Origin of the sequence: Pseudarthrobacter siccitolerans (assembly GCF_001046895.1) — a bacterium.
GTDB classification, from domain to species: Bacteria; Actinomycetota; Actinomycetes; order Actinomycetales; family Micrococcaceae; genus Arthrobacter; species Arthrobacter siccitolerans.
The window spans coordinates 55,371-67,913 of the sequence record NZ_CAQI01000039.1; the positions used below are offsets into that span (position 1 = coordinate 55,371).

Genomic DNA, 12,543 nt, shown 5'->3' on the forward strand with positions numbered 1-12,543 from the left:
TAGCCTTGCCTCATGCGCACGCTTTTTGCCTTCCCCAACCCCGTGAACGAGTACGCTGCCCGCGTGACGGCGGGACTGGTGGTGGTGCTGGCCCTGGCAACAGCAGCTGCAGGGTCGGGATGGGGACTGCTGGCCATCGCCGCCGGATTCTGGCTCCGTGTGCTCTTCGGGCCCCGGGTTTCGCCGCTGGCGCTGCTGTCCGTGAAAGTCATCACGCCACGGCTGGGCCGGGTGAAACCCGTTCCGGGGCCGCCCAAGCGCTTCGCCCAGGGCATCGGGGCAGTGGTGTCCACTACAGCCCTTGCCCTGTTCGCGGCCGGCGCCGCCCCTGCCGCCTGGGCAGTCCTGGGAGTCCTGATCGTGGCGGCGGCGCTGGAAGCCTTCGCCGGCTTCTGCCTTGGCTGCGTGATCTTCGGATTCCTGCAGCGGCGCGGGCTGATCCCACAGGAAGTCTGCGAAGCCTGCAACAACATCAGCCTTCGCCGGTTGTGACCTTCACCAATTGATCGGCCATACCGCCGATAACCTCCGGTCCTTCGAGCGCTGCAAGCCACTCCGGGGGCAGGCATGCTTCGCCGTAGAAGGCGCCGAGGATGTTCCCGGCGATCGAACCGGTGGAATCGCTGTCGCCGCTGTGGTTGACCGCCAGGGCCACAGCATCAAGGAAGTGCTGTGCGGGTTCCGCCGCGTCGGCCTCCGGAAGGGTGGCCAGCGCGGCGTAAAGCCCGACGGCGAGGGCTTCTTCAGCGACCCAGCCCTCACCGAGTGCCTGGACCATTTCCTCAGGTGTCACAACGCCCTTGCCCGCCAGCCGGAGGGCAGCCTCCAGCCGTTCCGGCAACTCAGTGGCCACGCCGTCGAGGCCTGCAGTATGGGCCAGCGCCTCGGCTGCGGCTTCGCGCAGCCCGTCGCCGGACACCAGACGGTGGATGAGGAGACTGAAGGTACCTGCGCTCTGGCGGGCTGACGGATGCCCGTGCGTTAGTGAGGCGGCGTCGGAACTCAACTTGTAGACGGCGTCGGGCGCGATGTGGGGAATGAGCCCGAACGGGGCCGAACGCATCACCGTCCCGCAGCCCTTCGAGTCAGGATTCACCGGCCGGGCAGAGGTGCCCATTTCCCCGGTGGCGAGCCCGGAAAGGCAGGCTTTACCCGGGTGCCGCCGCTGGTGGAGCACCTCTTGGGCATCAATCCAGCGCGGCTGGGGGGCCGGGGCCGAGGCCGGCGCGGTTTCCCCCTGAGTGGCATACCAGCGCAGGTACGCGAGCCACAGGCAGGCGTTGACGTCCGCGCCAACACCCGAGTTCGCCCACTCCAGGGCCTCCACCAGCCCGTCCACCGTGTAAAGGGTCATCTGGGTGTCATCGGAGAAATGGGTTGGGCCGGTGAGCTTATCAAGTCCCGTGAGTCCGGCCGCGCCGTAGCGGCTGCGGATCTGCCCTATTGAGTCGAACTCGACGGCGTAACCCAGGGAGTCGCCCAGCGCGCCGCCCAGGAGGCAACCGCGGATGCGGGACTTCAGGGAGGGAGTGGCAGCGTCCGGCTCAATACTCATGGTTGCCAATTTACCGTGGCCGCCGGCGGCCGGCCGACGCCTGCCCGGGCGGCAGCACTGGCATGAGGCAGCGGGCCCGGGCGGTGCGGCAGAGCTGTCCAGCGAACGCACAGCCTGTACTGGAATAATGCCGGGGTTGCCTGAACGCAGCGCCCACGCCCGCCTACCTCAAAGGTCACCACCATGAGCACGCCCGTCCCGGCCCGCCACGATCCAGTTCAACCAGCCGGAAGTGAAGTCCCGCCGCGGCTTCTGCCGCGCCTGGCCGCGGAGGCATTTGGCAGCTTTTTCCTCGCACTCGCCGGGCTGGGCGTTCCGCTGTTCACCATCCCGCAGTCCAGCCCGATGCCCGCCGCCCTTGCTGCAGGGCTCGCCGTGACGGCGGCCATGCTTGCCTTCGGCCACGTTTCCGGCGGTCATTTCAACCCCGCCATCACGGCCGGCCACCTTATGGCCGGCCGGATCCGCGTGGGGGCAGCCGGCGCCTATGCCGCAGCCCAGCTGGCCGGGGGGCTGCTGGCCGCCCTGGCCCTCTTCGGAATCCTGCGCACGTTGCCTGGGATCGCGGACAGCCGGACCGCTTTCGACACCGTCACGGCCGGTTTCGGCGAACACTCCATCATCCAGGCGCCGCTGGCGGCCGTCCTGCTGCTCGAGATGATCGGGGCCGCAATCATCACCGCGGTTTTCCTGGCAACAGCCCGCCGGGACAGCAGCAGCCCTTCCGCCGCGCCGGTTGCCGTTGGCTTGTCCTTCGCTGTCCTCCTGCAGCTGGGCCTGTCTGTGGGCAACCTGCCCTTCAACCCGGCCAGGGCGGCTGCGTCCGCAGTGTTCAGCTCAGGCTGGGCTCTTGAACAGCTCTGGGTTTTTGTTGCGGCCCCCTTGATCGGCGCCGTTATCGCCGGGCTCGCGTTCCGTAGCTTCAATGCCGCTGCTTCCACGACCGGCGAAGCCCTGGCGGGCCGTGACAGCAGTGAAGCAGCGGCAGTTGAAAGGGCCGACGAGGACCCGATTGACGAGTCCGTCGCAACCGGTGAGACCGCCCCAAAACCGGCCGGCAAGGATTCACAGACCGCAGCCAGCGAAGCGCAGGAGTTCTTTGAGGGCAAGCGCTGATCCTGGCAGGAGGCCGGCGGCTGCGGCGGTTACCGGAACTGTCAGTGGCAGCCGATAGCGTAGAAACATGAGGTTACTTCACACATCTGACTGGCATCTGGGCCGGTCCTTCCACGGCGTCGGCATGCTGGATGCGCAGCGGGCCTTTGTGGACCAGCTGGTGGATGCCGTTGCCCGGCATGCGGTGGATGTTGTGCTCATCGCCGGCGACGTCTACGACCGTGCACTCCCTGGTGTGGATGTGGTCCACCTCCTCGATGACGCCCTGGTCCGGCTGACGTCGGCAGGAGCGCAGGTGATGCTGACCAGCGGCAACCACGATTCCGCCATCCGCCTGGGCTTTGCCTCGCGCCTCCTGGAGCGCGGCGGGGTGCACCTGCGGACCAGGCTGGACAGCCTGGACCAGCCCTTGCTGCTCCCTGTCGGAGGAGCATCCGGCGGCGCAGCTGAGGGTGCCGTTGACGGTGCCGTGGTGGCGATTTACGGCATTCCCTGGCTGGAACCCCGGCTTGTGGCGGATCAACTTGGTGTCGAGACCGCCAGCCACTTCGAGGTGACCCGGGCGGCAACGGACTTGATCCGGCAGGACGTCGAACGGCGCTCGGCAACAGCTGCAGTCCATTCAGTGGTGCTGGCGCATACCTTTGCCAGCGGCGGGATCAGCTCGGACAGCGAACGCGACCTCAGCATTGGCGGCGTTGGGGCAGTTCCGCTGGACCTCTTTGACGGCTTCAGCTACACGGCTTTGGGCCACCTGCACGGGCGGCAATCCCTGTCGCCCCAGGTCCGGTACTCTGGATCGCCGTTAGCGTATTCCTTCTCTGAAGCGTCGCACCAGAAGGGAGCGTGGCTCATCGACATCGATGCCGGCGGCGTGACCGCGGTCCAGGAAGTCCTGTGGGACGCCCCGCGCACCTTGGCAGTGCTCCGGGGTCCCTTGGCCGAACTGCTTGAGTCCTCCGAATACTCGTGGGCCGAAACCGCCTACTGCCAGGTGACCCTCACCGACGCCCAGCGCCCCGCCCGGGCCATGGACCAGCTCCGCTCCCGTTTCCCGGACACGCTGGTCCTCAGCTTCGAACCCGAGGGCGGTCCGGCCGGCACCGCGTCCACCTACAGCAGCAGGCTGGCTGAAGCCCCCGATGACCTCGCTGTTTGCTGCGGCTTCCTCGAGCACGTACGCGGCCGCGTTCCGGATGACGCCGAGAAAGCCGCGCTCGCCGCCGCCCTGGAAAACGTCCGGCTGCAGGAGGCCTCGCTGTGAGGATCCACCGCCTCCGCATCTCCGGTTTTGGTCCCTTTGCAGGCACCGAGGAGATTGACTTTGACGCCTTGAGCGCGCATGGCCTGTTCCTGCTCAACGGGCCCACCGGCGCGGGTAAAACCAGCGTGCTCGACGCCATCTGCTTTGCGCTGTACGGCTCGGTGCCCGGAGCACGCCAGGACGGCAAACGGCTCCGCAGCGACCATGCGGAACCCGGCCAGGAACCAGCGGTAAGCTGTGAATTCTCCGCGCAGGGGCGGCGTTTTGACGTCACCCGGTCGCCCGCCTGGGACAAGCCCAGCGCCAGGGGCAAGAACGGATTCACTACCCAGCAGGCCAAAACCCTCCTGCGTGAACGCGTTGACGGAACGTGGGTGGAGAAGTCCACGCGCAACGATGAGGCCGGGGCGGAGATACTCGCCCTGCTGGGAATGGACCGGGAGCAGTTCACCCGGGTGGTGATGCTGCCGCAGGGTGATTTTGCCGCCTTCCTGCGCTCCAAGGCCACGGACCGGCTGGAGCTGCTGCAGAAACTTTTCGGCACGGAGCGGTTTGAAGCCGTGGAGCAGGAACTCTCACAGCAGGCGCAGGCAGCAAAGGAGGGAGTGGCCGTCCTCAACGGCCAACTTGAACTCCTGGCGGCGCGGGCGGAATCCGAAGCAGGAACGCTGCAGCTCCACGACACTGACGGGCTGCCGGAGGACAGTCCGGCGGCAAATGTTTCGGCGGACATCCGGGCTGCGCGGCTCGACTGGTTGAAAGAGCGGGCGGCGGAACGAAAATGCCAACTCTCGGAGCTGGCGCTGGCTGCTGAGTCGGAACACCAGGAGCGGAAAAGGGCCGTTGCGGCGGAGACTGCACTGCGTGAACGCCATCGCAGGCTGGAGGAGGCAACAACCAGGCAGGCTGCCGTGGAGGAAGCCCTCCCGCGGCTGGAGGACCTGAACCGCCGGCTGGGCCGCCACCGCAAGGCAGAGGTTCTTGCCGGGCAGCTGCGCGGAGTTGATGCTGCTGCTGCCAAGGTGCGGCGGGCGGCAGACGCCATGGAATCGGCGTTCACACTGCTCCGGCTGGCCGCGGACGAAGACCCTGAACTCGGCCAGCTGGACCTGGGCTCCGCCTACCGTGTCCAGCAGGACATCGGGGAACCGGCAATGTTTTCCGGCGCCGCGGATGAATTGAACCGGCTCCGGTCCCTCCTGGCTGTTGTGGAGGCAAGGCTTCCGGATGAAGAGCGCCTGAAGATGCTCCGGTCAAAGCACCAGCAGTTGCTGGGAAGGCAGCAGGAACTCACCGCATCCAATGCCGCCCTGGACCGCCGCGTGGAGGAACTGCTCGCCGAGCGGGCGCGCCTCATGTCAGGCCTGGAATCACTCGAAGGACGGGCAGGGGCGGCAGCACTCCGGGCGAAGGAAGCGACCGCCGCCGGAGAACTGCTGGATGTGGTGCGGCGGTACGGCGCTGCCGTTAGGGCGCGGAATGCGGCCAAGCTGGAGCATGACCAGTCACGCGGGCATCAGCTGGAAACCAAACGCCGCTGGCTCGATGTACGCGAGCAGCGGCTCGCCAACGCCGCCGCCGAGCTGGCCGCCAAACTGGTGGCGGGGGAAAACTGCCCGGTGTGCGGCAGCGCAGAGCATCCCTCTCCTGCGGCCGGAGACGGGGCCGGTCCCGGACTTGAACAGGAAGAGGAAGCAGCCCATCAGCTGTCTGAGGCAGCTGAAGCAGGATTCGCCCGTGCCGGCCAGCGGCTGGCCGACGCAGATCAACTGGTGGCAGTTCTGGCTGGCCAAGGCGGCGGGACCGCTATGGAAGAGGCCGTCGCCGGGGCTGAGGAAGCGCGCCTGGCCGCGGCCGACGCCGAACAGGCCGTAAGCGAACTCGCGTCCGCACGGTCTCGGCTGGAAGCGCTCGAAGCGGGTGTCACCGCAGCCCGGGCGTCCCGGGCTGCGGCGGAGGCTGAGCTCGCAACAGTTGTATCCTCCCTGGCCGACCTGGCAGAACAGTCATCGATCCTTGACCAGGCACTGGGGGAGTTGCGGGCAGGACACCGGAGCCTTTCGCAGCGGTTGCGTGCCCTGGAAAACGCGGCCGCCATGCTGTCCAAAGCCGTGGAAGCCCAGGCTGCGCTTGCCACCGCCAACGCCCAGGTGGCGGAAGCCCGGGAGCACCTGGAACTGGCCTTGCCGGAAGCCGGGTTTGCTACTGCCGAGGAAGCCCGGGCACACCTGCTGTCCGCCAATGAGGCTGCTGGCCTCGAAACTGAAATACGGTCGGTCCAGGACGAGGCTGCCAGGGTTGCCGAGCTGTTCGCCTCCGACGAGGTGGTGCTGGCCCTGAAGGAAACGGCCGACGGGATCGAGATGGACCAGCAGCGGCTGCCGGCCCTGGAGGCTGATGCGGCGGCGGCCCTGCAGGCGGCACGCGATGCTGACGTGGCGGTGGGCCTGGCAGCACGCTGCCTTGAGTCCTTGACAACCATCGCTGCCAGTTACAACGAGCTTGCCGGCTCCGCCCGCGGCCCCGCCGAGCATGCCCGGATGCTTTCCCGCCTGGCGGACGCGGCGGCAGGCCGGGGGGACAACACCTACCGGATGAGCCTGAACAGCTATGTCCTGGCAGCACGGCTGGAACAGGTGGCCCTCGCCGCCTCGGAACGGCTGGTGGCCATGAGCGACGGGCGATACCTCCTGCAGCACACCGACGCCAAAGCAGCGCGCGGCGCCAAATCCGGGCTCGGCCTGGAAGTGGTGGACCAATGGACCGGACACCGGCGCGACACGTCCACGCTCTCAGGCGGCGAATCGTTTATGGCCTCGCTGTCCCTGGCACTCGGCCTGGCCGACGTTGTCCAGCAGGAGTCCGGAGGCGTGGAAATCGAAACCCTCTTTGTGGATGAGGGCTTCGGCAGTCTTGACGAGCAGTCCCTGGAACAGGTGATGGATGCCCTCGAAGGCCTGCGGGATGGTGGCCGGGTGGTGGGCCTGGTGAGTCACGTCGCCGAGATGAAGCAGCGGATCGGGATGCAGCTCCAGGTGCTCAAAGGCCGTAACGGTTCCACCCTGCGGATATCGGAGGCCGTCGAGGCCACAGTGTAACCAGCCCCGGACAGGACTGGAAGCAGGCTCCCGGTTCAACAGCGAAGGCCGGATATACTTGGACAGTTACCGGGTTGGGCGCATCGGGAGGAGGGACGATGCGCACTTACTGAACGAGCCCGGAAATTGACTTCTTCGACCTCCCTTTCCCCTGACCAGCCTTCGTCTTCACTTCGCGCTCCTGCCACGCCGGATTCGCCTGCCCCGGCCGACGGTTCTTCCGGCCGCCCGGAAAGCGCGTCCGGCAGCAGGTTCGCCAGGCTTCCGCGGCTCGCCGGCCGCAGCTTTATCCCCCTCGGTATTTTCGCCCGCCTCCCCCTGGCCATGCTCACGGTGGGAACCCTGACCCTGGTCACGTCCAACAGCGGTTCCTATGCTCTCGGCGGCACGGCCGCAGGGGCAGTCGGCATCGGGTCTGCCCTGGGTGCACCCATCCTGGGCGCCCTGGCGGACAAACGCGGCCAGCGTCCGGTACTGCTCTTCGCGGCTGCCCTCAACACCGCCGCGGTCTTGGCATTGATCTTCGCGGCTGCCCTCCTGGGGACATCCGGAAGTTTTACCCCCGGGGTGCTGGCTGCCGCGTTCCTCTCCGGCGCAAGCTGCCCCCAGGTGGGACCGTTGGCCCGGGTGAGGTGGATGGCACTCACATCGCAGGGGAGCGCACCGGACAACAGGCGGGACCTGGATACAGCGCTGTCCTACGAGAGCACCGCCGATGAAATCACCTTCGTGCTGGGCCCTGCCCTCGTCGGAATCCTGGCCAGCCTCATGGCCCCATGGCTGCCCCTTGCGCTGGCAGCGGCAATGACCATCACGCTGGTGCCCGCGTTCGCAACGCACCGCACGCACCGTGCTGTTCCGGTCACCCGGCGCCGGGTTGTCCCGGCAGCACAAGCCCAGGCCCGGTCAGCAGCGCAACCGCGGGCCAGGCGCAGTCTTCCCGTTGCCGTTGTGGTCCCGGTGGTGGCCATGGTTTGCATGGGTACTTTCTTCGGCTCCGCGCAGGCGGCCTTAAGCTCCTTTTCCGCGCACTACGCCACCTCCGAAATCGCCGGACTGCTTTATGCGGTGATGGGGCTCAGTTCCGCCGCGGCCGCCCTGTCGGTCGCTTACTGGCCGCACCGTTTCGCCCTGTCCTGGCGCTGGATAGTGTCTGCTGTGCTGATGGCAGCGCTGGCCCTGCTCCTGCTGGTGCCTGGATCGTTGGGATCGATGGTGTTGGTTTTGCTGATCCTGGGGGTTCCGGTGGGACCGGTGATGGTGACCGTCTTCGCCGTAGGCGGGGTGGTCGCCCCCGCAGGGCGGCTGGGAACCGTGATGACCGCGCTGGCCAGCGGCATCGTGGCTGGAACAGCAATTGGTTCGGCAGTGGGCGGCCGGCTGGCCCAGGATCACGGCTACGAAGCCGCATTCCTCGTCCCCGCATGTGCGGCAGCCGCCCTGGCGCTCCTTGGTGCCGCGGCCGCCGTCGTACTCCAACGCCGGCGCGCCTGAACCCTTCCCGGGCCCACGCAGTAAGCCGCTGCTGCCCGTGCTGCCTAGGCCAGCTGCCGTTCGATTCTGGCCGCACTTTCCGCCAGTGCCGCGCCCACCGTTGAGGGCTGGTGGGCTGACCGGATATATACGACGGCAAGCGCTGCCGGCCGGCCGCCCGGAACCCTGACTGGTGCCGCCAGGGATGAGACGCCGGCGATGACCTCGTCATGGCTGGCGGAGTACCCGGTGCGGCGGGCTTCGGCGGCCTCCGGCCGGTACGGGATGCCTGTCTCGAGGCGGTCCCACTCGGCTTCGGTGAGGGCCGACTGGATGGCGATGCCCGGTGCTCCGGCGTTGATGGGGTGCCGCGTGCCGGGATGCTGTGCCACGGTGGCCCCGGAGTGCCGCGGCTCCACGGTGACCAGGGTGATGCAGTCGTGGTGGTCCCACAGCGCCACGAATGCAGTCATATCCCAGGTGTTGGCGAGGTGTGTCAGTTCGGGAAGGGCGGCGCTCTGCAGGTTCCTTGACACGCCGCGTGCCAGGACGGCCAGGCCGGGGCCCGGCTGGACCCGCCCGGCGTCGTCGCGGACCAGCAGCGAGTGGTCCTCCAGCGTGCGGAGGATCCGGTAGGCCACCGAGCGGTGCACGCCCATGGCGTCGGCAAGTTCGGCAATAGTCAGTGGGCCTGGCGCTGCAGCTAGAATCTCCAAAGCGCGGATGCCCCGCGACAGCGTCTGGGAGGGCGAGGCCTGTGCCGGCGCGGCTGCAGCGGTGGAAGTCATGGTGTCCATCCTAGGTCGGAGCGTCCGGATAGCGAAGCGCCAGTTCTCATATAGAACCTTCCGGAGACCTTGCCGGCCAGCGTCGGCACGCCCTTTTTTATCCAGACCGCGCCACGGAGGGAGCAAATTCGCAAAAAGCGTGTCCCGCCTCACACTTTCGTAGTACCCTGCTAACTAACTGACCGTTCTGTCGGTAATCCTGAAGGCGTCCTGGCAGCCCCGCTGCCAACAAACAATGGAGTTTCAATGACCACACCTTCCAAGGTGGATTCACTCTCCGGTCCCAGCACCCGGCGGGAGGAGCGCAAAGTCCTGGCCGGTACCCTGGTCGGCACCACAATCGAGTGGTATGACTTCTTTATCTTTGCCCAGCTGACGGCAACGCTGCTGTCGCCGCTGTTCCTGGCACCGCTGAACCAGTCCAACCCGGGCCTGGCGCAGATCCTCTCGTTCGCCCTGATCGGCATCAGCTTCCTGTTCCGGCCGCTGGGTGCCGTGGTGGCAGGCCACCTTGGCGACCGGCTGGGACGCAAGGCGATGCTGGTCTTCACCCTCGTGATGATGGGCGCGGCCACGGCCCTCATCGGCATGCTGCCCACCTATGCCCAGATCGGCGCCTGGGCTCCCGTCCTGCTGATCCTCCTCCGCATAGTCCAGGGCTTCTCGGCAGGCGGCGAGTGGGGCGGCGCGGCGCTGATGGCCGTGGAACACGCGCCCCTGAACAAGCGCGGCCTCTTCGGCGCGTACCCGCAGATCGGCGTGCCGGTGGGCATGATCCTGGCCACCGGCCTGCTCTTCTTCCTCAACAGCAGCATGTCCAAGGAAGACTTCGCCGCCTGGGGCTGGCGGATGCCGTTCCTGCTCTCCATCGTCCTCATCGTGGTGGGCTACCTGATCCGGCGTGCCGTCGCCGAGAGTCCGGTCTTCCAGGAGATGGCCATGCGGAAGCAGGAAAGCAAAGCGCCCCTGGGTGAACTGGTCCGCAGCCACAAAAAGCCGGTCCTCTACTCCACCATGATCTTCATCGGCAACAACGCTGCCGGGTACCTGCTGATTGCCTTCTTCATCGCGTACGCCACCCGGACGCTGCAGATGCCCACACCCCAGGTCCTGCTGGCCACCACGCTGGCGTCCTTTGGCTGGCTGATCTTCACGCTGGTGGGCGGCTGGCTCTCTGACCGCATTGGCCGGGTCAAGACCTTCCTCACCGGCTACGCGATTGTCTTCGTCTGGATGATTCCCATGTTTGCCCTGATCGATACCAGGAACATCTGGCTCTACGGCCTGGCATTGTTCGTCCTGACCATCGGCCTTGGTCTCTCCTACGGCCCCATGTCCGCAATGTACGCCGAGATGTTCCCGGCCAACGTCAGGTATTCGGGCATTTCGATCGGCTACGCCTTCGGTGCCATCCTGGGCGGGGCCTTCGCCGCCACCATCGCCGAAACGCTGCTGCAAACCACCAAGTGGGCCGGGTCCATCGGCATCTACATCATGGTGCTGTGCGTCATCTCGGCCATCGGTGTGATCCTGGCCAAGGAAACCAAGGGCAGGCCGCTCGGCGTCAGCCACCACCAGTAATTCCAACGACAGCCAAAAGCGGGCCCGGACCTTATTGGTCCGGGCCCGCCGTCGTTTACGGCTGCTACTGCTTCAGGAAGCTGATGGCGTCTTCGTCCGTCAGTTGTTCGAAGTGCCGGTAGAAACTGCCCACCGCGCGGAATTTGCCCGGCAGGTGCAGGCACAGCACGGCGTCGCAGACCCGCTCCACGGACGCCTCCGCTTCAATGGAGCCAACAGGAGCGGCGGCCACCACGGCCTTAGCCCCACCTTCGCGGACGGCCTCGACGGCGGCCCTCATGGTCGCTCCCGTTGCCAGGCCGTCGTCGATCAGCAGGACGGTCTTGCCGGAAATTTCCGGGTCTGACTGGGGGTAGAGATCCACGCGGCGGAGCAGTTCGGCGCGTTCCCGCTGCTCCACCTGGTGCAGGAGCTCCTCGCGGACTCCATGTTCCAAGACCCGGTCCAGCAGCGGCTTGTTGAGCAGGCGCACGGTCCGCCCGCGGGCCCATGCCAGGGCCCCGTACGCCGTTTCCTCATGCCCGGGAATGCCGAGCTTGCGGACCAGGACGGCACCGAGTGGAAGGTACAGGGCCTTGGCTGCTGCCGCCGCCACGGGGATTCCGCCGCGCGCAAGTCCCAGGACAACGGTGCCTGGCCGCTCGCGGAACTGCGTCAGGACGGCAGCCAGCCGCTCGCCGGCCTCGGTGCGGTCTTCGAAACGCATATCCATGTGGCCCTCCCGGCTGTGCCAGCCCTTCCGCCTCCCTTTCAGCCTACCGCCGCCGAACGGGCGGCAGGAGAGGTTCGGACAGGCGGCAGGAAATTAGTTCAACCGGAAGGGATATCAGACCGCGAGGAAGGAGATGGCGGCCTGCTTGAAGGCCCGGCTCGTAACGGCGTTGGTGTGGTTGCGGCCCGGCAGCGTCAGCTGTTCGGCCAGGCCGCCGGCGCCCTTAGCCAGTTCGGCGAGCTGCGGCAGGCTGCCGGCGCGCTCGTCCTGGTCCCCGGCCACCAGGAGCATCGGCACGTGCGGGACCGCCTCGGAGGGGTCGTAGGGTTCTGCCTTGATGGCTTCCACCAAGGAGAGCAGCGCGAAGATGTTGTTGCTGGGCAGCAGCAAGGCCATCTTGAGCAGCCTTGCGGTTGACTCGTCTTCGATGGGAGTGCCGTCGGCCAGGTAGTCCTGCGCGGCGGCGAGGTCGAACTCAGCCAGCGGGTCCGCGGTGTTTGGCCCGCCCAGGACAATCCGGTGCACTATTTCGGGCTGCGTGGCGGCGAACTCCCAGGCGAGCCGGGACCCCAGGGAATAACCCACTACGTCCAGCCCGCTGGCAGGGTCGCCGGCCTGCACAGGACGCACACCGGCGTCGAACGCTACCTGCAGCAGGTCCGCGCGGATCCGGCTGGGGGAGTACGAGTCGCGGTCCTCAGGTGCGCCGCTGCGCCCGTGCCCGGGCAGGTCCACCAGGATAACGCGGCGGCCGGCGTCGAGCAGCGATGCCAGCCAGCCGGTGTCCTCCCAGTTGAGTTTGCTGGACGACGAGAAGCCGTGCAGGAGCAGGACGGGGCGGAGCCCGGCGTCCACGGCAGGATCATGCACCGCCACATACAGCTGGGGGTCGGTGCCCTCCACGGTGTGCGAATGCTGTTCGCCGGTGTGCCTGCCGCTCATGGTGTCAGTCCTCA

10 protein-coding genes are annotated in these 12,543 nt (G+C 67.1%); 6 read left to right on the forward strand and 4 right to left on the reverse strand.

Annotation, left to right across the window (positions count from 1 at the left end):
- Positions 1 to 12: 12 nt before the first annotated feature.
- Positions 13 to 492 (forward strand): DUF4395 domain-containing protein, encoded by a 480-nt coding sequence (locus ARTSIC4J27_RS07860; RefSeq protein ID WP_050054656.1) that lies wholly within the window; start codon positions 13 to 15, stop codon positions 490 to 492.
- Here the strand turns inward: ARTSIC4J27_RS07860 and ARTSIC4J27_RS07865 are convergent.
- Positions 473 to 1,555 carry an ADP-ribosylglycohydrolase family protein gene (locus ARTSIC4J27_RS07865; protein WP_050054657.1) on the reverse strand — a complete coding sequence of 361 codons (1,083 nt, stop codon included), beginning with the start codon at positions 1,553 to 1,555 and terminating at the stop codon, positions 473 to 475. The two genes, ARTSIC4J27_RS07860 and ARTSIC4J27_RS07865, sit on opposite strands and share 20 nt — an antisense overlap.
- Before the next feature lie 183 nt (positions 1,556 to 1,738).
- On the opposite strand from ARTSIC4J27_RS07865, the gene ARTSIC4J27_RS07870 reads away from it, so the two are divergent.
- The 4 genes from ARTSIC4J27_RS07870 (at position 1,739) to ARTSIC4J27_RS07885 (ending at position 8,527) form a co-directional block, all read left to right on the forward strand.
- Positions 1,739 to 2,671: an aquaporin gene (locus ARTSIC4J27_RS07870; protein WP_050054658.1), complete on the forward strand. Its 933-nt coding sequence runs from the start codon at positions 1,739 to 1,741 to the stop codon at positions 2,669 to 2,671.
- A 67-nt stretch (positions 2,672 to 2,738) separates the two neighbouring features.
- The gene (locus ARTSIC4J27_RS07875) at positions 2,739 to 3,935 is read left to right on the forward strand and encodes an exonuclease SbcCD subunit D (protein ID WP_050054659.1); all 1,197 of its coding nucleotides are present in this window, start codon (positions 2,739 to 2,741) and stop codon (positions 3,933 to 3,935) included.
- Positions 3,932 to 7,033 (forward strand): AAA family ATPase, encoded by a 3,102-nt coding sequence (locus ARTSIC4J27_RS07880; protein WP_050054660.1) that lies wholly within the window; start codon positions 3,932 to 3,934, stop codon positions 7,031 to 7,033. The genes ARTSIC4J27_RS07875 and ARTSIC4J27_RS07880 overlap by 4 nt, the downstream gene beginning before the upstream one ends.
- Before the next feature lie 126 nt (positions 7,034 to 7,159).
- Positions 7,160 to 8,527 (forward strand): MFS transporter, encoded by a 1,368-nt coding sequence (locus tag ARTSIC4J27_RS07885; RefSeq protein ID WP_050054661.1) that lies wholly within the window; start codon positions 7,160 to 7,162, stop codon positions 8,525 to 8,527.
- 44 nt (positions 8,528 to 8,571) lie between these two features.
- Here ARTSIC4J27_RS07885 and ARTSIC4J27_RS07890 read toward each other — a convergent pair whose 3' ends face one another.
- The gene (locus tag ARTSIC4J27_RS07890) at positions 8,572 to 9,294 is read right to left on the reverse strand and encodes an IclR family transcriptional regulator (RefSeq protein WP_050054662.1); all 723 of its coding nucleotides are present in this window, start codon (positions 9,292 to 9,294) and stop codon (positions 8,572 to 8,574) included.
- 246 nt (positions 9,295 to 9,540) lie between these two features.
- On the opposite strand from ARTSIC4J27_RS07890, the gene ARTSIC4J27_RS07895 reads away from it, so the two are divergent.
- Positions 9,541 to 10,875, forward strand: coding sequence for an MFS transporter (locus ARTSIC4J27_RS07895; protein WP_050054663.1), 1,335 nt, complete (start codon positions 9,541 to 9,543; stop codon positions 10,873 to 10,875).
- A gap of 64 nt (positions 10,876 to 10,939) precedes the next feature.
- Here the strand turns inward: ARTSIC4J27_RS07895 and ARTSIC4J27_RS07900 are convergent, their stop codons facing one another.
- Together ARTSIC4J27_RS07900 and ARTSIC4J27_RS07905 are read right to left on the reverse strand one after the other, a co-directional pair.
- The gene (locus ARTSIC4J27_RS07900; RefSeq protein WP_050054664.1) at positions 10,940 to 11,587 is read right to left on the reverse strand and encodes a phosphoribosyltransferase; all 648 of its coding nucleotides are present in this window, start codon (positions 11,585 to 11,587) and stop codon (positions 10,940 to 10,942) included.
- Between the two features lie 114 nt (positions 11,588 to 11,701).
- Positions 11,702 to 12,529 (reverse strand): alpha/beta fold hydrolase, encoded by an 828-nt coding sequence (locus tag ARTSIC4J27_RS07905; RefSeq protein ID WP_050054665.1) that lies wholly within the window; start codon positions 12,527 to 12,529, stop codon positions 11,702 to 11,704.
- Between the last annotated feature and the right edge of the window lie 14 nt (positions 12,530 to 12,543).